Source organism: Streptomyces sp. NPDC090741 (assembly GCF_044769045.1).
Taxonomy (GTDB): Bacteria; Actinomycetota; Actinomycetes; order Streptomycetales; family Streptomycetaceae; genus Streptomyces.
The window spans coordinates 43,713-65,823 of sequence record NZ_JBIVXF010000003.1; the positions used below are offsets into that span (position 1 = coordinate 43,713).

Sequence of the window (22,111 nt, forward strand, 5' to 3'; positions counted from 1 at the left end):
GTTCAGAGGGCGGTGAGGATCCTCGGGCCGTCGGCGGTGATCGCGACCGTGTGCTCCGTGTGCGCGGCGCGGCTGCCGTCGACGGTCCGCAGGGTCCAGCCGTCCGCGTCGCACCGGTAGTCGTCCCCGCCGCCGGCGATCAGCATCGGCTCGATCGCGATGACCATGCCGGGGCGCAGCTGCATGCCGCGTCCCGGCCGGCCCTCGTTGGGCACGCCCGGGTCCTCGTGCATGCTGCGGCCCACGCCGTGGCCGCCGAAGTCCTCCATGATCCCGTACCCGGCGGAGCGGCAGACCGTGCCGACGGCGTACGCGATGTCGCCGATCCGGTTGCCCGGGCGCGCGGCGGCGATGCCGGCCGCGAGGGCCGCCTCGGCGGTCTCGATCAGCCGCAGGTCGGCGGGGCGGGGCCGGCCGACGGTGAAGCTGATCGCCGCGTCCCCGACCCAGCCGCCCAGCTTCGCCCCGCAGTCGATGCTGACCAGGTCCCCGTCGCGGAGCCGGTAGCCGTCGGGGATGCCGTGCACGATCGCGTCGTTGACCGAGGCGCAGATCACCCCGGGGAAGGGCACCGGCGCGAAGTGCGGCCGGTAGCCGAGGAACGGCGAGCTCGCGCCGGCCTCGGCCAGTACCGCGCGGGCCGCCCCGTCCAGGTCCAGCAGGGACACCCCGACCCGCGCCGCCTGCCGTGCGGCGGCCAGGGCGTGGGCGACGACCCGGCCCGGGGCGCGCATTGCGTTGATCGACTCTTCTGTCTTCAGTTCCACCATGCCAATAACTATACCGGTATAACTTTAACGGGATAGTTATTGGAGGAGGCGGTAGGATGAGGCCATGGTCCGTACCCCTCTCACCCCCGAAGAGCGCGAGCGCGGCGAGCGCCTCGGCGCGTTGCTGCGCGAGGCCCGCGGTGTCCGCAGCATGGTCGAGGTCGCGGCGAGCGCCGGGCTGTCCGCCGAAACCCTCCGCAAGATCGAGACCGGCCGCGCGCCGACCCCGGCCTTCTTCACCGTGGCCGCCCTCGCCGAGGCGCTCGGGCTGTCCCTCGACGATGTGCTGCGCCGCTGCGCGTTCGTGCCGGCCTGAGGCTCGGTCTGACGCTCCGTCGGGGCCGCCCGAACTCATGCCGGGGGCGCGGACCTGCGGTTTCTTTCGGGCGGGGCCGGCGGGCCGAACGGCCCAATCGGCGGTGGGGGCGGGCGGGAGCGGGGCAAGCGTGAAGGCGTGTCGACCTCGAACGCTTCCCAACGACTCGGTTTCGCACTCCTCGGCGCCCTGCTGGCGGCCGGTCTGCTGCTTGCCGCGTGCCCGGCGCCGGAGGGCCGGGCGTCCGCCGGGGATCCCGATCCGCGGCCTGCCGCGCCCCGGGGGCCGTCGTAGGCTCCGGGGATGACTCTCGACGAGCTGAACCAGGGCAAGTACGTCAGCTTCACGACGTTCCGCAAGGACGGCACGCCCGTCGCGACGCCGGTGTGGGCCGTGGCCGACGGGGGCGAGCTGTACGTGTGGACGCGCAGCGACTCCTGGAAGGTGAAGCGGATCCGCAACAACGGGCGGGTCACGGTCCGTGCCTGCGACGTGCGGGGGCGGGTCGCGGAGGGGGCGGCCGAGCTGGAGGGCGAGGCGCGGCTGCTGGACGAGGCGGGGCTGACGCGGGTGCGGAAGCTGATGTCGCGGAAGTACACGTGGCAGTTCTGGGCCGTGGACGTGCCGGCAGCGCTGGTCCGGCGCGGGAAGCGCCCGCACACCGCGATCGCCGTCAAGCTTTGAGACTCCCGTAGCCCGCCCGTAACACCGGTGAGATGCAATGCGGGGCATGGAGACCGCGACTTCGCAGGCGATCGGTCAACTCTCGGGCTACTTACGCGGGTTGATGCAGAGACTCGATCCGGGGACGGGGTGGTACGGGGAGTTCCTGCGCCGGGATCCGCAGGGCCTGCGGGCCTGCCTGGACGGAGCCGCGATGCCGCCGTGGGACATCGTGGAGTCGCTGCTCGGCGACCTCGCGGGGATCAGGGGCGCCGGGCTCGCGGCGCGGGAGCGGGAGTACGCGGCCCGGCTGCGGACCGCGGCGGTCGCCGTGTGGGACAGGCTGCCGGGCGGCGCGGAGGAACTGCGGACCCTGCTGGCGGCGGCCGCCGACCAGCGCTCCGTCTCGGAGGCGGCGACCCGCACCCTGACGGCCCGCCTGGCCGCGGCTCCGGACCCGGAGGAGGCGGAAACCCTGACCCGGGAACTGGCCTGGATCCAGGACGACACGGCCAGGGCCGCCTCCCGCCACGAAGACCTCATGTCCCGCCTCAGGGCCCTGGAGGCCCCGGCCCACCCCGCGTCGTCCCGCCCGGACCCCGCCCCGGCCGAGCCGGGGTGGTCCGGCGGCCCCGCTCCCGCCGGGGCCGAACCGCCGGCCGGGGCGTGGGCCGGGGTGGGGGAGGACGGGCCGGTGTCCGAGGTGCCGCGGCAGCGGCAGGCGGGGGAGGCGCGGCCGGAGCCGCCCGTCGGACGGGCCGAGGGCCGGTGGCTGCGCGGGGCGCGGCGGGCCGGCGGGGCCCGGTACGCGGGCGCCCCGGCCCCGGCCCCCGCATCCTTCACGCCACCGCCCGGCCACCCGGCCGAGGCCGCCGCCGCACCCCGCGGCGCCCGCTTCGCCCACTCCGAGCCCGACCCCGTGCTCGACCCCGAGCCCGGGCCTCACCCCGCAGCCGAGCCCCCCGCTCCCCACCGGTCCCGCTCCGGAACGATCGGCCGCCCCCGCTTCACCCCACCGGAGCCGGAGCACTTCGCCCCGGCGGAGCCGGAGAGCCGGCCCGCCGCCCCCGGGTGGGACGCACAGGCCGGCGCGCCCGCGGCGTACGGGCCGCGTCCCGGCGGGATCGCCGCGGTGATCGGGGAGTTGCTGGGGCTGCGGGCCCAGGAGCGGGGCGGGGAGGCCCACGCGCTGCTGTGCGAGGCCGCCGCGTGGCCCGCCGTGTGGCTGCCCGGGTTCGCCGACGAGCTGGTCCGGGCCGGGCTCGTGGCGGACTGGGCCACGCTGCTCTGGGAGGCGGCCTCGCTCCCGCCCGAGCGGCTCGCCGCAGCGGCCGCAGCCCTCGGCGAAGCCGGCCGGCACGCCGACTGCGAGGCCCTGCTGCGCCAGGGCGCGGGCCGCCCCGCCGCCGAGATCGCCGACGCCGCCCTGGCCCTGGCCGGGGACGGCCGGACCCGCGAGGCCGACGCCCTGCTCGGCGCCTTCGTCAAGGTCCGCACCGCCGAGGAGGCGGTCCGCCTGGCCCGCCGTGATCCGCAGTGGTTCGCCCCCCGGCTGCTCAGGGCCGCCGAGGCCCTCTCCGGCACGCACCACCGTGACCTCGTACACGCCCTGCGGGTTGCGAAACCGCCCGTCCATTGAGCGGATTCGACCATCCGTTGTCATTACTTGATCGACTCACCCAAGCGCGCACGGCGGTCTTGCCCCGCGGTGTGACGCGGCCTACGTTCTACTCCCTACGCACACCGTCTACGTGCGTAGAACTCGGCGTTCCCGTCGCGAGGAGCAGCTCATGGCCCAAGTCGTCCGCGCCGCACTCGTCCAGGCCACCTGGACCGGAGACACCGAGTCGATGATCGCCAAGCACGAGGAGCACGCCCGGCGGGCCGCCGCCGACGGCGCGAAGATCATCGGCTTCCAGGAAGTGTTCAACGCCCCCTACTTCTGCCAGGTCCAGGAACCCGAGCACTACCGCTGGGCCGAGCCCGTCCCCGACGGCCCCACCGTCCAGCGGATGCAGGCGCTCGCCCGCGAGACCGGCATGGTCATCGTCGTACCGGTCTTCGAGCTGGAGTCCGAGGGCTTCTACTACAACACCGCCGCCGTCATCGACGCCGACGGCAGCTACCTCGGCAAGTACCGCAAACACCACATCCCCCAGGTCAAGGGCTTCTGGGAGAAGTACTACTTCCGCCCGGGCAACCTCGGCTGGCCCGTCTTCGACACCGCCGTCGGCCGCGTCGGCGTCTACATCTGCTACGACCGCCACTTCCCCGAGGGCTGGCGCGCGCTGGGCCTGGCCGGAGCCCAGCTCGTCTTCAACCCGTCCGCCACCTCCCGCAGCCTGTCCTCCTACCTCTGGCAGCTGGAACAGCCCGCCGCCGCCGTCGCCAACGAGTACTTCATCGCCGCGATCAACCGCGTCGGCCAGGAGGAGTACGGGGACAACGACTTCTACGGCACCAGCTACTTCGTCGACCCCCGCGGCCAGTTCGTCGGCGAGACCGCCAGCGGCAAGGAGGAGGAACTCCTCGTCCGCGACCTCGACTTCGACCTGATCAAGCAGGTCCGCGACCAGTGGGCCTTCTACCGCGACCGCCGCCCCGACGCCTACGGAGGGCTCGTTCAGCCGTGACCAACCCGATCCCCCTGCACAGCCGCCACCAGGCCGTACTGCCCGACTGGCTCGCGCTCTACTACGACCGCCCCATCGAACTCACGCACGGCGAGGGCCGCCACGTCTGGGACGCCGACGGCAACCGCTACCTCGACTTCTTCGGCGGCATCCTCACCACGATGACCGCGCACGCCCTGCCCGAGGTCACCAAGGCCGTCTCCGAACAGGCCGGACGGCTCATCCACTCGTCGACCCTGTACCTCAACCGCCCGATGATCGAGCTGGCCGAGCGGATCGCCGCCCTGTCCGGCATCCCCGAGGCGCGGGTCTTCTTCACCACCTCCGGCACCGAGGCCAACGACACCGCCCTGCTGCTGGCGACCGCGTACCGCCGCTCCAACCAGATCCTGGCGATGCGCAACAGCTACCACGGCCGGTCCTTCTCGACCGTCTCCATCACCGGCAACCGCGGCTGGTCCCCGACCAGCCTCTCGCCGCTCCAGACGTACTACGTCCACGGCGCCGTCCGCACCCGCGGCCCCTTCGCGCACCTCGACGACACCGCCTTCACCGCGGCCGCCGTCGCCGACCTCGAAGACGTGCTCGGCCAGGCCCGCGGCGGAGTCGCCGCCCTGATCGCCGAGCCGATCCAGGGCGTCGGCGGGTTCACCGCCCCGCCCGACGGGCTGTACGGGGCGTTCCGCGAGGTCCTCGACCGGCACGGCATCCTCTGGATCAGCGACGAGGTGCAGACCGGCTGGGGCCGCACGGGCGACAACTTCTGGGGCTGGCAGGCGCACGGACGCAGCGGCCCGCCGGACATCCTCACCTTCGCCAAGGGCATCGGCAACGGCATGTCCATCGGCGGGGTCGTGGCCCGTGCCGAGATCATGAACTGCATCGACACCAACTCCATCTCCACCTTCGGCGGTTCCCCGGTGACCATGGCGGCCGGCGTCGCCAACCTCGCGTACCTGCTGGAGCACGACCTCCAGGGCAACGCCCGCCGCGTCGGCGGCCTGCTCCTGGAGCGGCTGCGCGCCATCGCCGCCGCCGTGCCCGCCGTACGGGAGGTCCGCGGCCGGGGCCTGATGGCCGGCCTGGAGCTGACGAAGCCCGGCACCGACGAGGCCGACCCGGGCGCGGCCGCCGCCGTACTGGAGGCCGCCCGCGAAGGCGGCCTGCTGCTCGGCAAGGGCGGCGGACACGACACCAGCGTGCTGCGCATCGCGCCGCCGCTCTCCCTCACCGTCGCCGAGGCGGAAGAGGGCGCCGAGATCCTCGAACGGGCCCTGCACAGCATCGTGTGACCGGAAGGCGCCGCACATGTCCATCCGCACCCTCATCCGCGGCGGCCTCGTCATCACGGCCGCCGACGAGCTCCACGCCGACGTCCTGGTCGAGGACGGCCGCGTCGCCGCCCTCGCGGCCCACGGCTCGGCGGCCGCCGACGCCTGGACGGCCGACCGTACGATCGACGCGAGCGGGAAGTACGTCATCCCCGGCGGGGTCGACGCCCACACCCACATGGAGCTGCCCTTCGGCGGGACCGCCGCCTCGGACACCTTCGAGACCGGAACCCGGGCCGCCGCCTGGGGCGGCACCACCACCATCGTCGACTTCGCCGTGCAGAGCATGGGCCAGGCGCTGCGCCAGGGGCTCGACACCTGGTACGACAAGGCCGACGGCAAGTGCTCCATCGACTACGCCTTCCACATGATCCTCTCGGACGTCAACGAGGGGACCCTGAAGGAGATGGACCACCTGATCGGGGAGGGCGTCACCTCCTTCAAGCTGTTCATGGCCTACCCCGGCGTCTTCTACAGCGACGACGGGCAGATCCTGCGCGCCATGCAGCGGGCCTCCGGCAACGGCGGGCTGATCATGATGCACGCCGAGAACGGCATCGCGATCGACGTGCTCGTCGAACAGGCCCTGGCCCGGGGCGAGACCGACCCGCGCCACCACGGCGAGGTCCGCAAGGTCCTCCTCGAAGCGGAGGCCACCCACCGGGCGATCCAGCTCGCGCGCGTGGCCGGATCCCCGCTGTACGTGGTCCACGTCTCCGCGGAGGAGGCGCTGGCCGAGCTCGCCGCCGCCCGGGACAAGGGTCTGCCGGTGTTCGGCGAGACCTGCCCGCAGTACCTGTTCCTGTCCACCGACAACCTCGAAGAGCCCGATTTCCAGGGCGCCAAGTACGTCTGCTCCACCCCGCTGCGGCCGAAGGAGCACCAGGCCGCCCTCTGGCGGGGGCTGCGGACCAACGACCTCCAGGTGGTCTCCACCGACCACTGCCCGTTCTGCTTCCGCGGCCAGAAGGAGCTCGGCCGCGGCGACTTCTCGAAGATCCCGAACGGGCTGCCGGGGGTGGAGAACCGGATGGACCTCCTCCACCAGGCCGTCCTGGACGGACACATCAGCCGCCGCCGCTGGATCGAGATCGCCTGCGCGAGCCCGGCCCGCATGTTCGGCCTCTACCCGCAGAAGGGCACCATCGCGCCGGGCTCCGACGCCGACATCGTCCTCTACGATCCGCACGCCGAGCAGGTCATCTCCGCCGAGACGCACCACATGAACGTGGACTACTCGGCGTACGAGGGCAAGCGGATCACCGGACGCGTCGACACCGTGCTCTCCCGCGGCGAACTCGTCATCGACCGGCGCGAGTACACGGGCCGGGCCGGCCACGGGGTGTTCATCCCCCGCTCCACCTGCCAGTACCTCTAAGGAGCCGTGATGGACTTCGGCCTCGTCCTCCAGACCGACCCGCCCGCCTCCCGGGTCGTCAGCCTCATGAAGCGCGCCGAGCGGAACGGCTTCCGCTACGGCTGGACCTTCGACTCGGCGGTCCTGTGGCAGGAACCCTTCGTCATCTACAGCCAGATCCTCGCGAACACGCAGAAGCTGCACATCGGGCCGATGGTCACCAACCCCGGCACCCGCACCTGGGAGGTCACCGCCTCCACCTTCGCCACCCTCAACGACATGTACGGCAACCGCACCGTGTGCGGGATCGGCCGCGGAGACTCGGCGATGCGGGTCGCCGGGCGCAAACCGAACACCCTGGCCCGGCTGGGGGAGGCCATCGACGTCATCCGGGACCTCGCCGAGGGCCGGGAGGCCGAGGTCGACGGCAATCCGCTGCGGCTCCCATGGGTCCAGGGCGGGAAGCTCCCGGTCTGGATGGCCGCGTACGGGCCGAAGGCGCTGGCCCTGGCCGGCGAGAAGGCGGACGGGTTCATCCTCCAGCTCGCCGACCCCTACCTCACCGAGTGGATGGTCGGCTCCGTCCGGCAGGCCGCCGAACGGGCCGGACGCGACCCGGACGCGCTCACCATCTGCGTCGCGGCGCCGGCGTACGTGGGCGAGGACCTGGCCCACGCCCGCGACCAGTGCCGCTGGTTCGGCGGGATGGTCGGCAACCACGTCGCCGATCTCGTCGGCCGCTACGGCGAACACTCCGGCATGGTGCCGGACGCCCTCACCGAGTACATCAAGGCCCGCGAGGGCTACGACTACAGCCACCACGGCCGCGCCGGGAACCCGTCCGCCGACTTCGTGCCCGACGAGATCGTGGACCGCTTCTGCCTGCTCGGCCCGCCCGAGGCCCACATCGAGAAGCTGCGGACCCTGCGCGACCTGGGCGTCGACCAGTTCGCCGTGTACGACATGCACGACGCACAGGAGGCCACCATCGACGCGTACGGGCAGCACGTCATCCCGGCGCTCGGATCCTGACCGAGATCCCCACCGACCCGAAGGGGCGTGCGCACATGCCGGACCACCCGATAGGCGCCACCGGGGACCGCGTCGAGCTCGCCCCCGGCGCGGTCCCCTCCGACGGCCGCTTCGCCAACCCCGACCTGCTCCCCGTACCGGTCGCGGACCGGCGCTGGACCACGTACAACTTCACGGCCCTGTGGGTCGGCATGGCGCACAACATCCCCTCCTGGCTGCTCGCCTCCGGGCTGGTGGCCCTGGGGATGGACTGGAAACAGGCCGTCTTCACCATCGCGCTGGCCAACATCATCGTGCTGGGGCCGATGCTGCTCACCGGGCACGCCGGCCCCAAGTACGGGATCCCGTTCCCGGTGCTGGCCCGGGCCTCCTTCGGGATGCGCGGGGCCAATCTCGCCGCGCTGATCCGGGCGGCCGTGGCCTGCGCCTGGTTCGGGATCCAGACCTGGATCGGCGGGTCCGGGATCTACGTCCTGCTCGGCAAGATCTTCGGCGGCTGGGCGGGAGCCGCGGAGATCGGCGGCGAGCCGTGGCCGCTGTGGCTGTGCTTCGCCCTCTTCTGGGTCCTCGAACTCGCCATCATCTACCGGGGGATGGAGGCCCTGCGGCGGTTCGAGAACTGGGCCGCGCCCTTCGTCATCGTCGGCGCGCTGGCCCTGCTCGTGTGGATCGGGGTGAAGGCGGGCGGCTTCGGCGAACTGCTCGACCAGCCCTCCCGGCTCGGCTGGGGCGCGGAGTTCTGGACGGTCTTCTTCCCCGCCCTCATGGGGATGATCGCCTTCTGGTCCACCCTCTCGCTCAACATCCCGGACTTCACGCGCTTCGGCGCCGGGCAGCGCTCCCAGATCCTCGGACAGACGCTCGGGCTGCCGACGACGATGACCCTCTTCGCGCTGCTGTCGGTGTTCGTCACCTCCGGCTCGGAGGCGGTGTACGGGGCCCCGATCTGGGACCCGGTGGAGCTGGTCGCAAAGACCGACAGCGTCTTCGGGCTGCTCTACGCCCTGGTCACGGTCCTCGTCGCGACGATCTCGGTGAACATCGCGGCCAACGTCGTCTCCCCGGCGTACGACCTGTCCAACCTGGCGCCCCGCCTGATCGACTTCCGCAGGGGCGCCCTGATCACGGGAGTCGTCGGCGTACTGATGATGCCGTGGAAGCTGACCTCCACCCCCGAGCTGTACATCTTCACCTGGCTCGGCCTGGTCGGCGGACTGCTCGGCACGGTCGCCGGCATCCTCATCGCGGACTACTGGATCGTGCGGCGCACCCGGCTGTCGCTGCCCGACCTCTACCGGGCGGGCGGGCCGTACTGGTACACGGGCGGCTGGAACATCCGGGCGTTGGTGTCCTTCGTGGTCGGCGGTGTGCTGGCCATCGGCGGCTCGCACTCGGCCCCCGGCAAGGGCCCCTTCCCCGAGGAGGGCCTGATCCCTTTCCTGAAGCCGCTCGCGGACTACGGCTGGGCGGTGGGCCTGGCTGCGTCCATGCTGCTCTACACGGCGCTCATGAACCGCCGGCACCCCGCCCGCTCCTGACGCTCCGGCCCGGCGGATCCACCGCCTCGGCGAAGCGGAGGTCGAGGACGATCTCCTGCCAGGTGCAGCAGTCGGCGGCCTCGACGGCGACCTCCGCGCCGCACCCGACACACGCGAGGTTCGGCCCGTCGGTGCCCATGGGCCCGCAACAGCCGATCCGCCGCCGCTCGATCGGCTCGACCCCGCGGATGTCCCCGGGGCTCACGACCACGGCCGTCCCCGGCCCGCGCGGCGCACTGCCCTGCGCTCGCCCCTTCGGCGCGGGGCCCCAGGAGAACCGGTGCGGCTCCGGGTCGTAGGCGTACGTCCCGGGCGCCATCCGCGGTGGACACGGCTCGACGGGCGCCTCGTACGGGGCCCACGTCACGCTCTCCGGGGGGATCGGCACCTCTCGCACCGTGGTGGTCAGCTCGGTCCGGCAGCGCACGCAGCGAAATACGGTCACCGCCCCATCGTCCGCCACGGGCCCGGCCCGCCGCATTCCCTTTCCCTGCGGCACCTGGAGTCCATCTGGAGGCCGTCTGGTGTACGTGACGACCGGTGGGGTTTGTCAGCCCGGCGTGGTGTGATGGGGGCATGATCGAAGAGTTCCTGGCCCGAGACCTGTCCGCAGTGGAAGAAGCGATCCGCAAGGCGGCGGCGGTCGAGATCATGCCGAGATTCCGGCAGCTCGCCGACCACGAGGTCGACCAGAAGACCGGTCCCCACGATCTGGTGACCGTCGCCGACCGCAAGGCCGAAGAGCACCTCACGGCCTCCCTGACGCACCTGCTGCCCGGCTCCGCCGTAGTCGGCGAGGAGGCGGTCCACGCCGACCCGACCGTGTACGGGGCGCTGCGCGCCGACGCGCCGGTCTGGATCGTCGACCCGGTCGACGGCACCCGGCAGTTCGTCGCCGGCGACGCGGCGTTCTGCACCCTGGTCGCCCTTGCCCACCGCGGTGAGATCCTCGCCTCCTGGACGTTCGCCCCGGCGCTGGAGGAGCTGGCGACCGCCGTGCGCGGGCAGGGCGCGTACGTCAACGGCGAGCGGATCCACAGCGGTTCGCCGCAGCCCGGCGCCGAACTGCGGATCGCGATGGCCCACCCGCTGTACACCTCCGACGAGGACAAGGCGACCCTGTCCCGGCTCGACGTGCCCGGGGTCGCGGCCCGGCCCTGCGGCTCCGCGGGGCTGGAGTACCTGAAGGTGGCCCGCGGCGAGATGGACGGCCTCGCCTTCACCTGGCCCTCGGCGTGGGACCACGCGGCCGGACTGCTGCTGGTCGCCGAGGCGGGCGGCGCGCAGAGCACCGTCGCCGGGGTCCCGTTCCGGGTGGACCGGGACAACGAGCTGCCGTTCGCCGTGGGCCGCGACGAGGCCACCGCCATCCGGATCCGCGAGCTGCTGCGCGGCGCGTGAGCCGTTTCGTCCGGTCCGGCCGGGCGCGGGCGGGGGCCCGTACGGCCGGGGCGAATATCCTGGGAGCACAGCCGCCGCCGGACGAAGGAGTCTCAAGGTGCCGTCGATTCTCGATGCGGTCGTGGTGGGGGCGGGGCCCAACGGGCTGACGGCCGCCGTCGAGCTGGCCCGGCGCGGCTTCTCGGTGGCCGTGTTCGAGGCCGCGCAGACGGTCGGCGGCGGGGCCCGCACCGAGGAGCTCACCCTCCCGGGCTTCCGGCACGACCCCTGCTCGGCCGTGCACCCGCTCGGCATCGGCTCGCCGGTCTTCTCCACCATGCCGCTGAAGCGGTACGGGCTGGAGTGGCTGCACGCCCCGCTGCCCATGGCGCACCCCTTCGACGACGGCACGGCCGCCGTGCTCTCCCGCTCCGTCTCCGAGACGGCGGCCTCCCTCGGACCGCGCGACGCGGGCACGTACCGGCGGCTGGTGGAGCCCTTCCTCGGCACATGGGACACCCTGGTCCGGGACTTCATGTCCCTGCCCTCGACCGCCCTGCCCCGGGACCCGCTCACCCTGGCCCGCTTCGGACTCGCCGGACTGCCGCCCTCCACCTGGCTGCTGAGCCGTTTCCACGAGGAGCGGGCGCGGGCGCTGTTCGCCGGGCTCGTCGCGCACGTCATCGCCCCGCTGGGCGGGATCGCCACGAGCGCCGTCGGCCTGGTTTTCGCCCTCGCCGCGCACGCCGGCGGCTGGCCCATGCCGCGCGGCGGCTCGCAGTCCATCTCGGACGCCCTCGCCGGGTACCTGCGCGACCTCGGCGGCACGATCCACACCGGCTTCGAGGTCAAGCGCCTCGACGACCTGCCGCCGGCCCGGGCGTACGTATTCGACACCTCGCCGACCGCGCTGGCCCGGATCGCCCGGCTGGGGCGCGCGTACGACGGCTACAAGTACGGCGCCGCCGCGTTCAAGCTCGACTACGCCCTCTCCGGCCCCGTGCCCTGGACCGCCGAGGCCCCGCGCCGGGCCGGCACCGTCCAGATCGGCCCGCGCGCCCGCGACATCGACGCCGCCCTCCAGCTGGCCACCGGTGGGCGGGCCCCCCGCAACCCCTTCCTGATCACCGCCCAGCCCAGCCTGGTGGACCCCGGCCGGGCGCCCGAGGGCAAGCACGTGTTCTGGGCGTACGGGCACGTCCCCGCGGGCTGGGGCGGCGACCTCACCGACGCCGTCGAGCGGCAGATCGAGCGCTTCGCCCCCGGCTTCCGCGACCTGGTGCTGGCCCGCGCCACCGCCGGACCGCCGGAACTGGCGGCCCGCAACCCCAACTACGTCGGCGGCGACATCGCCTGCGGCGCGGCCTCCGGGATCCAGCTCCTGCTGCGGCCCAAGCTGTCCCTGTTCCCGTACTCGACGGCCCACCCGGCCGTGTTCCTCTGCTCCTCCGCCACCCCGCCCGGCCCCGGAGTGCACGGCATGTCCGGGCACAACGCGGCCAAGGCGGTCTGGCGTCACCTGCGAAAGGCTTCCTGATGGTGCGCATCACCCTCGTCCGGGGCGACATCACGGCCGAGCACGCGGACGCGATCGTCAACGCGGCGAACTCCTCGCTGCTGGGCGGCGGGGGAGTGGACGGCGCCATCCACCGGCGCGGCGGCCCCGAGATCCTGGACGCCTGCCGGGCGCTGCGCGCCTCCCAGTACGGCAAGGGGCTGCCGACGGGCCGGGCCGTGGCCACGACGGCGGGCCGGCTCCCGGCCGAGTGGGTGATCCACACGGTGGGCCCGGTCTGGTCCCGGGACGAGGACCGCTCGGCGCTGCTGGCCTCCTGCTACCGCGAGTCCCTGCGGGTCGCGGCCGAGCTGGGGGCCCGTACGGTCGCCTTCCCGGCGATCTCCACCGGCATCTTCGGCTGGCCGATGGACGACGGCGCCCGCATCGCCGTGGAAACGGCCCGGGCGGCCGCCGCGGAGCCCGTGGAGGAGGTCCGCTTCGTCCTCTTCGACGAGAAGGCGTACGCGGCCTTCGAGGCGGCCCTGGGGTAGGCGTGCCCGGCCCCCGGGCCGGCGGATCCGGCAGATGTGGGCGGGGGTGTCCGTGGGGGTCGATAGGCTTCTGGGATGAGCCTTGTCGACGCCCCCACCGAGACCCCCGATGCCCTTGAGGTGCTGCACCGCGTCTTCGGATACGACTCCTTCCGCGGCGAGCAGCAGCAGATCATCGAGCACGTGGCCGGCGGCGGCGACGCGCTGGTCCTGATGCCCACGGGCGGCGGCAAATCGCTCTGCTACCAGATCCCGGCGCTGGTCAGAGCCGGTACGGGCGTGGTGATCTCGCCGCTGATCGCGCTCATGCAGGACCAGGTGGACGCCCTGACCGCCCTCGGGGTGCGGGCCGGGTTCCTCAACTCGACCCAGGACCGCTACGAGCGGCAGGCCGTCGAGCAGGCCTTCCTCGCCGGTGAGCTGGACCTGCTGTACCTGGCGCCGGAGCGGCTGCGCACCGAGGGCACCCAGCGGCTGCTCGACCGGGGCACGGTGTCGCTCTTCGCGATCGACGAGGCGCACTGCGTCGCCCAGTGGGGCCACGACTTCCGGCCCGACTACCTGGCGCTGTCGATGCTGCACGAGCGCTGGCCCAAGGTGCCGCGGATCGCGCTGACGGCGACGGCCACCGAGGCCACGCACGCCGAGATCGCGGCCCGGCTGGGCCTGGCGGAGGGGGAGGCCCGGCATTTCGTCGCCAGTTTCGACCGGCCCAACATCCAGTACCGGATCGCCCCGAAGAACACCCCGACCCGGCAGCTGCTGGAGCTGATCCGCACCGAGCACGACGGGGACGCCGGAGTCGTCTACTGCCTGTCGCGGGCCTCCGTGGAGAAGACCGCAGCCTTCCTGGTGGAGCACGGCATCGACGCGGTCGCGTACCACGCGGGCATGGACTCCCGTACGCGCGCGGCGAACCAGGCGCGCTTCCTGCGGGAGGACGGGGTCGTGGTGGTGGCCACGATCGCGTTCGGCATGGGCATCGACAAGCCGGACGTGCGGTTCGTGGCGCACCTGGACCTGCCGAAGTCGGTCGAGGGCTACTACCAGGAGACCGGCCGTGCCGGGCGTGACGGGGAGCCGGCCACGGCCTGGCTCGCGTACGGGCTCCAGGACGTGGTGCAGCAGCGCAAGATGATCGAGGGCTCCGAGGGCGACGAGGCGCACCGCCGCTCCCTGGCCGCGCACCTCGACGCGATGCTCGCGCTGTGCGAGACGGTCGAGTGCCGCCGGGTGCGGCTGCTCGCGTACTTCGGGCAGGCGGCCGCCGGGCCGTGCGGGAACTGCGACACCTGCCTGACCCCGGCCGAGTCCTGGGACGGCACGGTGGCCGCGCAGAAGCTGATGTCCACGGTGTGGCGGCTGGCGAAGGAGCGGCGGCAGAAGTTCGGCGCCGGCCAGATCATCGACATCCTCCAGGGCAAGAAGACGGCCAAGGTCATCCAGTTCGACCACGACGGGCTGTCGGTGTTCGGGATCGGCGCGGACCTGAGCACCGCGGAGTGGCGCGGGGTCGTACGGCAGCTGCTGGCCTCGGGGCTGCTGGCGGTGGAGGGCGACTACGGGACGCTGGTGCTCACGGATGCCAGCGGCGAGGTGCTGGGCGGGCGCCGCGGCGTGCCGATGCGCAAGGAGGCCGCGCCGGCCCCCGCGGCCCGCAAGTCCTCCGGCTCGGGCTCCGGCTCCGGGAAGGCCGGGCGGGTCCCGGTCGACCTGCCGGCGGCGGCCGTGCCGGTGTTCGAGGCCCTGCGCGCCTGGCGGGCCGCGACCGCGAAGGAGCAGGGCGTGCCGGCGTACGTGGTCTTCCACGACGCGACGCTGCGGGAGGTCGCGACCCGGCTGCCAGGCACGGTGGAGGAGCTGGGCACCATCAGCGGCGTCGGCGAGGCCAAGCTGGCCAAGTACGCCGAGGGGATCCTGGCCGCGCTGGCCGAGACGGGCGCCGCCGCGGCCCCGGCGCCCGCGGCCCTCGCGGCCCCGGTCCCGTCGCAGGCCGCGGCGCCGGAGCCCCCGGCCCCGTACACCGACGAGGAACCGCCCTTCGACTTCGACGACACGGACCCGCCCTGGGACGACTGGGAGTAGGCCGAACCGCGGGCCGGGAGGAGGTACGGGAGGTCAGGCCGCGTCGGCGGCGCGGTCCTCGTCCGGATCCTCCTCCTCGGCCCCGTCGGGGTGCGCGGTGCACGGCGGGCACAGGCGGGTGTACTCCGCCATCACCTCCTCGACCGTCTCCTTCTGCTTGCGCTCGCACGCCGCCTTCCGGGTCTCCTCCTTGCACAGCAGCTCGGCGCGGGCGCCCTCCAGTACGGCGATCGCCTGCCAGCCCTTGAGCACGCACAGCAGGGCCTTGCACAGGCAGTCGACGAACTCGCAGACGCCCGCGAACCCCCGCCAGGCCTCCGCGATACGGCGGAGCAGCACCAGCAGCCGCGCGTAGAGGCGTACGACGTCCTTGCCCAGGACCGCGTCGCAGACGTCCGCCAGCAGCTGGGCCGCGTCCGTCTTGATCTTCGCCGCGCGCTCCGGCAGCGCCGTGAGCTCCCCGTCCAGGTCGGTGAAGCAGGCCGCGGCCGTCAGGGTCTCCGCCGTGTACCGGGCGATGCGCGCCGAGAGCGTGGCGACCGTGTCCTCCCCGCCCACCGTGTCGTCGAAATCGCACCCGCAGTCGTCCGCGCAGCAGCCCCAGCCGCCCGCGCACCGGCGGATCTCGTCGAAGACCTTGTCGACGGCCTGGTGCAGACAGTGGCGCTGCTCGTGGGTGACCCGGCAGCGGATCTGCTCGCGGACCTTGGCGAGCGTCGCCGCCGCCTCGTCCAGATCGGTCTTCGCGGCCATCCGGGCCTTGGTGTACTCGGTCCGGGCGCTGTTGAACTTCTCCTGGAACTCCCGTAGTTGGGGCAGGTGCTGTTGGGTGACCTCGGCCCGGCGCTGGATGCCCGCGGCGACGCAGGCGAGTTCGTCGATCGCGCCGGGATCGCAGCCGCCCGTAGGGGTGCCGGCCGGGGGGTGGTGCGCGGTACTGCTCATGGTGGGCTCTCCTGGGTGAAGGGGCAGGCGCACCCGAGTGTGGGCCGGGCGGTGTCACCGGTTCGTCGCCCGGCCATCGCCGCCGCCGGCCCGCGCAACGCGCCCGTGACGGGAGGGGCCGCAGCATCGGCCCATGGCTGGATACCGGGCACTCGCCGCAGTGGGGCGCAGCGTCGTCGCGCTGCTCAACCGGCGCTTCGCCGAGGAGATCCCGGCGGGGCGCCGCCCGGAGGCCGTCCTCGCCGGACCCGTCGACTTCGACAAGGTGGACACCCCCGGCTCCGTCATCCGCAATCCGGCGGTGTCCGTCTACTGCTACCGCCTGAGCGTCGACCGCGAGACCCGGCCCGCGCTGGCGGCGATGGCCGCCCAGGACGGGCTGCCCCGGCTGCCGCTGCGGATGCACCTGATGATCGCCGCCTGGGACCAGTTCGTGGAGACGGAGCTCGAATGGCTGGGGCTGGTCGCCCGGATCCTGGAGAGCGAGGGCCTGCTCACCGGGCCGCTGCTGCACCCGAGCGGGGACTGGCTTGCCGGGGACTCGGTGCAGATCGTCCCCGACGAGCTGGCGATGGACTCGATGAGCGAGGCCTTCCAGGCGATGACCACCGACTACCGGCTCTGCCTGCCGTACGTCGCCCGGGTCATCCGGATCGACGGTCCGGCCGGCCCCGCCGCGGGCGAGGTCACCGTGGTCACCGCCGGGTCGTCGGCGGGGCCGCTCCGATGACGCCGGGGACCGGCGGCCGCGGCGGGCCGGACCGGCGGATCACCGTGGAGGCCGGTCCGGTCGACGTACTGCACCGCCTCGCGCTGGCCGTCCGGCCCCTCGACGCCAGGAGCCGCGCCGCCGCCGGGCCGGGGCTGCGCGTGGGCTGCGAGAGCAGCCCCCTACCGGGCCGCCGGCAGCGCCGCCCGGACGACCTGGTCCGCTCGCTCGAAGGGCACGGCGCCACGGGGTTCGTCTTGCGCCACGCCACCGCGGGCGGCCTGCCCGCCGCCGTCACCGTACGGGTCGACGACCCCGCCCGCCGCTGGATACCGCGCCGGTTCTCCATACCGCTGTGGACCCGCGCCGAACTCTCCGGCGCCGATGAGCGGCCGCCCACCGCCCCCCATGTCCCCGCCACCGCACGTCTGTTGATCCCCTGGCTGCTGCCCGGCCCCGCCTACCCGGTACCGCGGGGCACCACCGGCCTCCGGCTGCGCGTCGTACGCCCGGACGCCGCCGCCACCCCCGTGCGCTGGCCGCGGGTGGACGCCTTCGGGCCGGGCGGCGTCCCGCTCGGCTGGGCCCACGGCGACGAGCACGGCCAGGTGCTGCTGCTGATCGACGGGGTCGGGGTGCTCCCGTACCCGGCGCCCTCCCGGTTCCCCGTCGCCCTGCGCACCCACGCCCCCGAGCCCCTCGTGGATGCTCCCGCCGATCCGCGGGCCGACCTCGTCGCCGAGCCGATCGCCCGCAGCGCCAACCCGCCCCGCCCGCAGGACCTCGACAACGCGGTGCTGCGCGGCACCGCCCGCCCGGCCGGGTACCGCACCTGTGCCGCCGACACCGTCCGCGCCCTCACCGTCGGTCAGGTGGTCCACGCCGCCGACCTGCCGCACGATCCCGCCTGACCCGTGACCGAGGAGACCCGTACATGCCCGAGTACCTGACCCCCGGCGTCTACGTCGAGGAGACCAGCTTCCGCTCACGGTCGATCGAAGGTGTGCCGACCAGCACGTTCGGCATGGCGGGGCGCACCGAGTACGGACCGGTGCCGTACCTCCTGCCGGGCGGGCCCACCGTGCTGCCCGGACCGGCGCTGGTCACCAGCTTCACCGAGTACGAACGGGCATTCGGCGGGCTGAAGATCGGCGAGGAGGACTGTCAACTCGCCCTGGCCGCACGCGCCTTCTTCGCCAACGGCGGACGCCGCCTGTACGTTTCCCGGGTCTTCCCGTTCGTCCGTACGAGCGCCGCCGAGGACGCGCCCCCCGCCGTCGACGCCAACTTCGCCTCCCTGGCCGTCCCGGCGACGGGCACCCCGCTGCTGTACTGGCGGGCCCGCTGGCCGGGCTCCGCGGGCGCCAAGATCGCCGTCACGGTGACCTTCCGGCGCGGCAAGAACATCCTCATCGCCGGCAGCGACGGAGCGCCCCGGCTCACCGGCGTGCAGGCGGGCGCCGCCGTGGAGTTCGTCCAGCTGAGCGGCGGGAGCGTGCCCTCCCTCTCCGACGACACGCCGCCGGTGCCCGCCAACGTCAGGACCGTCGTCCGCCGCGCCGACGGGGTCCTCGGCTATCTGAAGGGCCAGGGCGAGTTCGAGCCCGTCGCAGCCGGAACGGCCGTCTTCCACCTCACGCTGGCCGTCACCGTACGCCTGGGCGAGCGCGTCGACGTGTACAACGAGCTGGAGCTCGACGACCGGCACCCGCGCTCGGTGGGCAACGTACTCCAGGCCGCCGATCCGGCCGACGAGTTCTCCCTCGTCTGGCTGGACCTCGTGAGGCCCGCCGCCGCAGCGCCCCCGCCCACCCCCGGCGCCCGGCTCGCCGCCCTGCTCACCCTCGGGCAGCCCGGCGCCCACCTGACCCGCGGCGGCGACGGGCTGGAACTGTCGGCGCAGGACCTGGGCGGCAAGGAGGCCAATCCCGACAGCCTCACCGACCCCGCCCGCGGGCTCGGCGCGCTGGCCGAGATCGACGACATCGCCATCGTCGCCCTCCCGGACACCGTGACCCTGGCCGCCGGAGAGCAGAAGACCGCCGTCGACCTCCTCATCGGGCACTGCGAGCGGCTGCGCTACCGGATGGCGATCGTCGACCCGCCCCGCGACAGCTCGATCTCCGAAGTGCGCGGGTTCCGCGCCCAGTTCGACACCAAGTACGCCGCGCTCTACTACCCCTGGGTCCGGATCACCGACCCGAGCCGGCGCCCCGACCCGGGCGCACCGCCGCCGGTGATCGACGTGCCGCCCTCCGGGTACGTCGCCGGCGTGTACGCCCGCAGTGACGTCGAGCGCGGGGTGCACAAGGCCCCGGCCAACGAAGTCCTCCTCGGCATCAACGACTTCACCGCCAACGTCACGTACGACCGGCAGTCCGTCCTCAACCCGGAGGGAGTCAACGCCCTGCGCTTCTTCGAGGGCCGGGCCCGGCGGGTGTGGGGCGCCCGGACGATGAGCTCGGACCCGGAGTGGAAATACGTCAACGTGCGCCGGCTCTTCATCTACCTGGAGCACTCCATCGAGAAGTCCACCCAGTGGGCGGTGTTCGAGCCGAACAACGAGCGGCTGTGGGCCTCCGTACGGCAGACCGTCGAGGACTTCCTGATCACCGTCTGGCGGACCGGAGCCCTGCTCGGCACCAAGCCCGAGGAGGCCTTCTTCGTCCGCTGCGACCGCACCACCATGACCCAGAACGACCTCGACAACGGGCGGCTGATCTGCCTGATCGGCGTGGCACCCACCTACCCCGCCGAGTTCGTCGTCTTCCGCATCGGACAGTTCACGGCCGACGCGCAGCGCAGCTGACGCCCCGCAGAACGGGAGGTACCCCCCATGGCCACGCGCAACAACCCCTACGGAGCCTTCAACTTCCTCGTCAAACTCGGTGACACCGGCGGCGAGGACCAGATCGCCGGCGGCTTCTCCGACTTCAGCGGAGCCGGCAACGAGGTGAAGTTCTCCGAGTACCGCAACGGCAACGACCCCGAGAACCACGTCCGCAAGATCGCCAACACCAATACGACCAACGACGTCACCCTCAAACGCGGCATCATCGGCGACCTGCGGCTCTTCAACTGGATCAAGGCCACCCGCGAGGGCGCCTACGACGCCCGCACCGTCACCGTCACCCTGCACGACGAGGGACGACAGCCCGTCTGCGCCTGGGTGCTGCGCGCCGCCCAGCCCAAGAAGTGGGTCGGCCCCACCCTCACGGGCAAGGGCGGCGGGGAGGTCGCGATGGAGGAGCTCCACCTCGTCGCCGAACGCATCGACTTCCAGTCGCTGTGAGCCCGCCCGGACTGCGGCTCGGGGCGCCCGGGGTCTACCGGGACGCCCGCCGGACGGCGCCCTCCTTCCGGCCGGTGCGCCTGGACATCGCGGGCTTCGTCGGCGTGGCACCCCGCGGGCCCGTCGACGAGCCGGTCGCCGTCGACCGCTGGACCGACTACCAGCGGTACTTCGGCGGCTTCGAGGGGCCCGGGCTGCTGCCGTACGCGGTACGGGCCTTCTTCGCCCAGGGCGGGGTACGGGCCCACGTGCTGCGGGTGGCTCCGCTGCCCCGCGCCCCGCACCCCGCCGCCGAGCAGGCCCGTGCCCTGCACCGCACCATGCTGGCCCGCGCGGACGCGCCCGGCGCCGACCCCGGCCGCGGGGCGCCCTGCGCGATCGGGCTGCGCGCCCGGGACGAGGGGAGCTGGGGCGGGCGGCTCTCGGTGCGCTGGGAGTTCACCGGCGCCGGGCAGTTCGAGGCCGCCGCGACCGGCCGGGAGCTGGCCCTGCCCGAGGGGCGCACCCCGCCGGCCGGTTCCGTGCTGCGAGTACGGGGGCCGGGGCTGCCGTCCGCCGGGAGCTTCTTCCGCGTCCTCGAACTGGCCGAACGGCAGGAGGCGTCCGGGCCGCGCACCCGGGTCGCGGTCCTGGACCGGCCGCCCGGCGGTGGCGGGGCGCCCGGCCGCGGCCCCCGCCCCTTGACCGTCGAGGCCGAGCCCGTCACCGCCACCGTCACCGTGGCCGACGGCGACCCGGTGCACCCCCGCCGGGAGCGGTTCGCGGAGCTCGGCCTGGGCCCCGCGCACCCCCGGTACGCCGCCTCCGTACTGGCCGCCGAATCCCTGCTGGTGACCCCGGACGGGCCGTGGCCGGGGGCACTGCTCCCGCCCGACGGATACCTCGGCTCCGCCCTCTCCCGCCCCGTCCGCCCCGGCGCCGACCGCTACGGGGCCATCGGCGCCGACAGCTTCCAGGGGCCTGTCCCCGTCGAACTGCTGCCCGTCGGCGGCGCCGAGAGCGCGGAGGAGTCCGGGTCCGGGCAGGTCGTGGGGATGGACCGGATGGCGCTGGTCCCCGAGGTCGCGCTGCTCTGCGTACCCGATCTGCTCTGGCAGTACGGCGAGTCCCTGCCCGCCACCGAGACCCCGCCCCGGGAGGTCGGCAGCCGCTTCGCGCCCTGCCCGCCGCCGCCCGCGCCCGTGACCCTGCACCCGGCCCGGCCGCGCGCCCTGCTCCTGGACGGAGCCGCCCAACTGCCCGAGATCCTGCGGCGCCAGCTGCGGCTCGTCGCCCTCGCGGAGCGCCAGCGGCGGTTCGTCGCCCTCCTCGACGTGCCGCCGGGGCTGCCGGTGCGCGCCGTCGCCCGCTGGCGGGCCGCCTTCGACAGCACGTACGCCGCCGCGTACCACCCCTGGCTCGGGGTCGTCGCGCCCGAGGACCCGGACCGGGTGGCCGTGCACGTCCCGCCCTGCGGGTTCGCCGCGGGGATCATCGCCGAGCGCGAGCGGAGCCTCGGACTGCCCTGGGGTCCGGCCAACGCCCTGGCCGCCGGCGCCGTGACCGCCGCGCAGCGGCTCGGCGACGCCGACTGCGACGAGCTGCACCTGCTCGGCATCGACGTGTTCCGCGCCGAGCGCGACGGGTACCGGCTCGCCTCGGCGCGCACCCTCTCCCGGGACCCCGACCACCGCCAGCTCAGCGTGCGCCGGCTGATGACCATGCTCCGGCTCGTGCTGGACCGGCAGGCGCAGGGGCTGGCCTTCGAACCGCACACCCCGCAGCTGCGGGACGCCTTGCGCGCAGCCGTCGTCCAGCTGCTGCGCGGGCTGTACCGCAGCGGCGCGTTCGCGGGCGACACCGAGGACGAGGCCTTCTTCGTACGGTGCGACGAGCGCCTCAACCCCGGCTGGTCGCAGGGGCTCGGACGGCTCGTCGCCGAGATCGGCGTGGCCCCCGCCCAGCCCCTGGAGTACCTCGTCCTGCGGATCGCGCAGGACGCCGACGGCGCCGTGGCGGTGACATGAGGTGA

Annotated in this window: 20 protein-coding genes; 17 read left to right on the top strand and 3 right to left on the bottom strand. The window is 73.7% G+C overall.

The features are described from left to right. Positions 1 to 2 precede the first annotated feature (2 nt). Positions 3 to 770, bottom strand: coding sequence for a type I methionyl aminopeptidase (gene map / locus ACIQU4_RS09830; protein WP_403727830.1), 768 nt, complete (start codon positions 768 to 770; stop codon positions 3 to 5). Positions 771 to 834: 64 nt separating this feature from the next. Between map and ACIQU4_RS09835 the strand changes: the two genes are divergently transcribed. From ACIQU4_RS09835 to ACIQU4_RS09870, 8 genes are all read left to right on the top strand, one after another. Further along, the gene (locus ACIQU4_RS09835) at positions 835 to 1,086 is read left to right on the top strand and encodes a helix-turn-helix domain-containing protein (protein WP_030155225.1); all 252 of its coding nucleotides are present in this window, start codon (positions 835 to 837) and stop codon (positions 1,084 to 1,086) included. A 303-nt stretch (positions 1,087 to 1,389) separates the two neighbouring features. Beyond that, positions 1,390 to 1,770 (top strand): PPOX class F420-dependent oxidoreductase, encoded by a 381-nt coding sequence (locus ACIQU4_RS09840; protein WP_403727832.1) that lies wholly within the window; start codon positions 1,390 to 1,392, stop codon positions 1,768 to 1,770. Between the two features lie 46 nt (positions 1,771 to 1,816). Next, positions 1,817 to 3,388: a hypothetical protein gene (locus tag ACIQU4_RS09845; protein WP_403727833.1), complete on the top strand. Its 1,572-nt coding sequence runs from the start codon at positions 1,817 to 1,819 to the stop codon at positions 3,386 to 3,388. A gap of 151 nt (positions 3,389 to 3,539) precedes the next feature. Next, positions 3,540 to 4,382, top strand: a complete 843-nt coding sequence (locus ACIQU4_RS09850; protein WP_385591415.1) for a nitrilase-related carbon-nitrogen hydrolase — start codon at positions 3,540 to 3,542, stop codon at positions 4,380 to 4,382. Beyond that, on the top strand, positions 4,379 to 5,674 hold the full coding sequence (locus ACIQU4_RS09855) for an aspartate aminotransferase family protein (RefSeq protein ID WP_403727834.1): 1,296 nt from the start codon (positions 4,379 to 4,381) through the stop codon (positions 5,672 to 5,674). Before ACIQU4_RS09850 ends, ACIQU4_RS09855 begins: the two co-directional genes overlap by 4 nt. 16 nt (positions 5,675 to 5,690) lie before the next feature. Beyond that, a complete protein-coding gene (gene hydA, locus ACIQU4_RS09860; RefSeq protein ID WP_403727836.1) occupies positions 5,691 to 7,091 on the top strand; it encodes a dihydropyrimidinase in 1,401 nt (466 codons plus the stop codon). Positions 7,092 to 7,100: 9 nt separating this feature from the next. Next, positions 7,101 to 8,102: a TIGR03842 family LLM class F420-dependent oxidoreductase gene (locus ACIQU4_RS09865; protein WP_403727837.1), complete on the top strand. Its 1,002-nt coding sequence runs from the start codon at positions 7,101 to 7,103 to the stop codon at positions 8,100 to 8,102. Between the two features lie 35 nt (positions 8,103 to 8,137). After that, entirely contained in the window at positions 8,138 to 9,640 is a 1,503-nt protein-coding gene (locus ACIQU4_RS09870; RefSeq protein WP_403727838.1) for an NCS1 family nucleobase:cation symporter-1, read from the top strand. Here ACIQU4_RS09870 and ACIQU4_RS09875 read toward each other — a convergent pair. Continuing rightward, positions 9,609 to 10,085 (bottom strand): hypothetical protein, encoded by a 477-nt coding sequence (locus ACIQU4_RS09875; protein WP_403727840.1) that lies wholly within the window; start codon positions 10,083 to 10,085, stop codon positions 9,609 to 9,611. The genes ACIQU4_RS09870 and ACIQU4_RS09875 overlap by 32 nt on opposite strands. 131 nt (positions 10,086 to 10,216) lie before the next feature. On the opposite strand from ACIQU4_RS09875, the gene ACIQU4_RS09880 reads away from it, so the two are divergent. The 4 genes from ACIQU4_RS09880 (at position 10,217) to recQ (ending at position 15,154) form a co-directional block, all read left to right on the top strand. Beyond that, positions 10,217 to 11,041 (top strand): inositol monophosphatase family protein, encoded by an 825-nt coding sequence (locus ACIQU4_RS09880; RefSeq protein WP_403727841.1) that lies wholly within the window; start codon positions 10,217 to 10,219, stop codon positions 11,039 to 11,041. 97 nt (positions 11,042 to 11,138) lie between these two features. Continuing rightward, positions 11,139 to 12,557, top strand: coding sequence for a phytoene desaturase family protein (locus tag ACIQU4_RS09885; protein WP_403727842.1), 1,419 nt, complete (start codon positions 11,139 to 11,141; stop codon positions 12,555 to 12,557). Continuing rightward, a complete protein-coding gene (locus ACIQU4_RS09890; RefSeq protein WP_403727844.1) occupies positions 12,557 to 13,069 on the top strand; it encodes an O-acetyl-ADP-ribose deacetylase in 513 nt (170 codons plus the stop codon). Before ACIQU4_RS09885 ends, ACIQU4_RS09890 begins: the two co-directional genes overlap by 1 nt. A gap of 75 nt (positions 13,070 to 13,144) precedes the next feature. After that, the gene (gene recQ / locus ACIQU4_RS09895; protein WP_403727846.1) at positions 13,145 to 15,154 is read left to right on the top strand and encodes a DNA helicase RecQ; all 2,010 of its coding nucleotides are present in this window, start codon (positions 13,145 to 13,147) and stop codon (positions 15,152 to 15,154) included. A gap of 33 nt (positions 15,155 to 15,187) precedes the next feature. Here recQ and ACIQU4_RS09900 read toward each other — a convergent pair whose 3' ends face one another. Continuing rightward, entirely contained in the window at positions 15,188 to 16,099 is a 912-nt protein-coding gene (locus tag ACIQU4_RS09900; protein WP_403727848.1) for a hypothetical protein, read from the bottom strand. A 133-nt stretch (positions 16,100 to 16,232) separates the two neighbouring features. Between ACIQU4_RS09900 and ACIQU4_RS09905 the strand changes: the two genes are divergently transcribed. Genes ACIQU4_RS09905 through ACIQU4_RS09925 form a run of 5 tightly spaced genes read left to right on the top strand, consistent with a single transcriptional unit; the run spans position 16,233 to position 22,106 of the window. Continuing rightward, positions 16,233 to 16,829, top strand: coding sequence for a DUF4255 domain-containing protein (locus tag ACIQU4_RS09905; protein ID WP_403727850.1), 597 nt, complete (start codon positions 16,233 to 16,235; stop codon positions 16,827 to 16,829). Continuing rightward, on the top strand, positions 16,826 to 17,719 hold the full coding sequence (locus tag ACIQU4_RS09910) for a hypothetical protein (protein ID WP_403727851.1): 894 nt from the start codon (positions 16,826 to 16,828) through the stop codon (positions 17,717 to 17,719). The genes ACIQU4_RS09905 and ACIQU4_RS09910 overlap by 4 nt, the downstream gene beginning before the upstream one ends. A 23-nt stretch (positions 17,720 to 17,742) precedes the next feature. Next, a complete protein-coding gene (locus tag ACIQU4_RS09915) occupies positions 17,743 to 19,617 on the top strand; it encodes a phage tail sheath family protein (protein ID WP_403727853.1) in 1,875 nt (624 codons plus the stop codon). Between the two features lie 27 nt (positions 19,618 to 19,644). After that, positions 19,645 to 20,100: a phage tail protein gene (locus ACIQU4_RS09920; protein WP_030155191.1), complete on the top strand. Its 456-nt coding sequence runs from the start codon at positions 19,645 to 19,647 to the stop codon at positions 20,098 to 20,100. Next, positions 20,097 to 22,106 carry a phage tail sheath subtilisin-like domain-containing protein gene (locus ACIQU4_RS09925; protein ID WP_403727855.1) on the top strand — a complete coding sequence of 670 codons (2,010 nt, stop codon included), beginning with the start codon at positions 20,097 to 20,099 and terminating at the stop codon, positions 22,104 to 22,106. Before ACIQU4_RS09920 ends, ACIQU4_RS09925 begins: the two co-directional genes overlap by 4 nt. Positions 22,107 to 22,111: the final 5 nt, after the last annotated feature.

What these genes read in the sequence shown, in the direction of transcription:
- map (WP_403727830.1), bottom strand. Translation starts at nt 770, where the DNA reads ATGGTGGAACTGAAGACAGAAGAGTCGATCAACGCAATGCGCGCCCCG.
- ACIQU4_RS09835 (WP_030155225.1), top strand. Translation starts at nt 835, where the DNA reads ATGGTCCGTACCCCTCTCACCCCCGAAGAGCGCGAGCGCGGCGAGCGC.
- ACIQU4_RS09840 (WP_403727832.1), top strand. Translation starts at nt 1,390, where the DNA reads ATGACTCTCGACGAGCTGAACCAGGGCAAGTACGTCAGCTTCACGACG.
- ACIQU4_RS09845 (WP_403727833.1), top strand. Translation starts at nt 1,817, where the DNA reads ATGGAGACCGCGACTTCGCAGGCGATCGGTCAACTCTCGGGCTACTTA.
- ACIQU4_RS09850 (WP_385591415.1), top strand. Translation starts at nt 3,540, where the DNA reads ATGGCCCAAGTCGTCCGCGCCGCACTCGTCCAGGCCACCTGGACCGGA.
- hydA (WP_403727836.1), top strand. Translation starts at nt 5,691, where the DNA reads ATGTCCATCCGCACCCTCATCCGCGGCGGCCTCGTCATCACGGCCGCC.
- ACIQU4_RS09865 (WP_403727837.1), top strand. Translation starts at nt 7,101, where the DNA reads ATGGACTTCGGCCTCGTCCTCCAGACCGACCCGCCCGCCTCCCGGGTC.
- ACIQU4_RS09870 (WP_403727838.1), top strand. Translation starts at nt 8,138, where the DNA reads ATGCCGGACCACCCGATAGGCGCCACCGGGGACCGCGTCGAGCTCGCC.
- ACIQU4_RS09880 (WP_403727841.1), top strand. Translation starts at nt 10,217, where the DNA reads ATGATCGAAGAGTTCCTGGCCCGAGACCTGTCCGCAGTGGAAGAAGCG.
- ACIQU4_RS09890 (WP_403727844.1), top strand. Translation starts at nt 12,557, where the DNA reads ATGGTGCGCATCACCCTCGTCCGGGGCGACATCACGGCCGAGCACGCG.
- recQ (WP_403727846.1), top strand. Translation starts at nt 13,145, where the DNA reads ATGAGCCTTGTCGACGCCCCCACCGAGACCCCCGATGCCCTTGAGGTG.
- ACIQU4_RS09900 (WP_403727848.1), bottom strand. Translation starts at nt 16,099, where the DNA reads ATGAGCAGTACCGCGCACCACCCCCCGGCCGGCACCCCTACGGGCGGC.
- ACIQU4_RS09905 (WP_403727850.1), top strand. Translation starts at nt 16,233, where the DNA reads ATGGCTGGATACCGGGCACTCGCCGCAGTGGGGCGCAGCGTCGTCGCG.
- ACIQU4_RS09910 (WP_403727851.1), top strand. Translation starts at nt 16,826, where the DNA reads ATGACGCCGGGGACCGGCGGCCGCGGCGGGCCGGACCGGCGGATCACC.
- ACIQU4_RS09915 (WP_403727853.1), top strand. Translation starts at nt 17,743, where the DNA reads ATGCCCGAGTACCTGACCCCCGGCGTCTACGTCGAGGAGACCAGCTTC.
- ACIQU4_RS09920 (WP_030155191.1), top strand. Translation starts at nt 19,645, where the DNA reads ATGGCCACGCGCAACAACCCCTACGGAGCCTTCAACTTCCTCGTCAAA.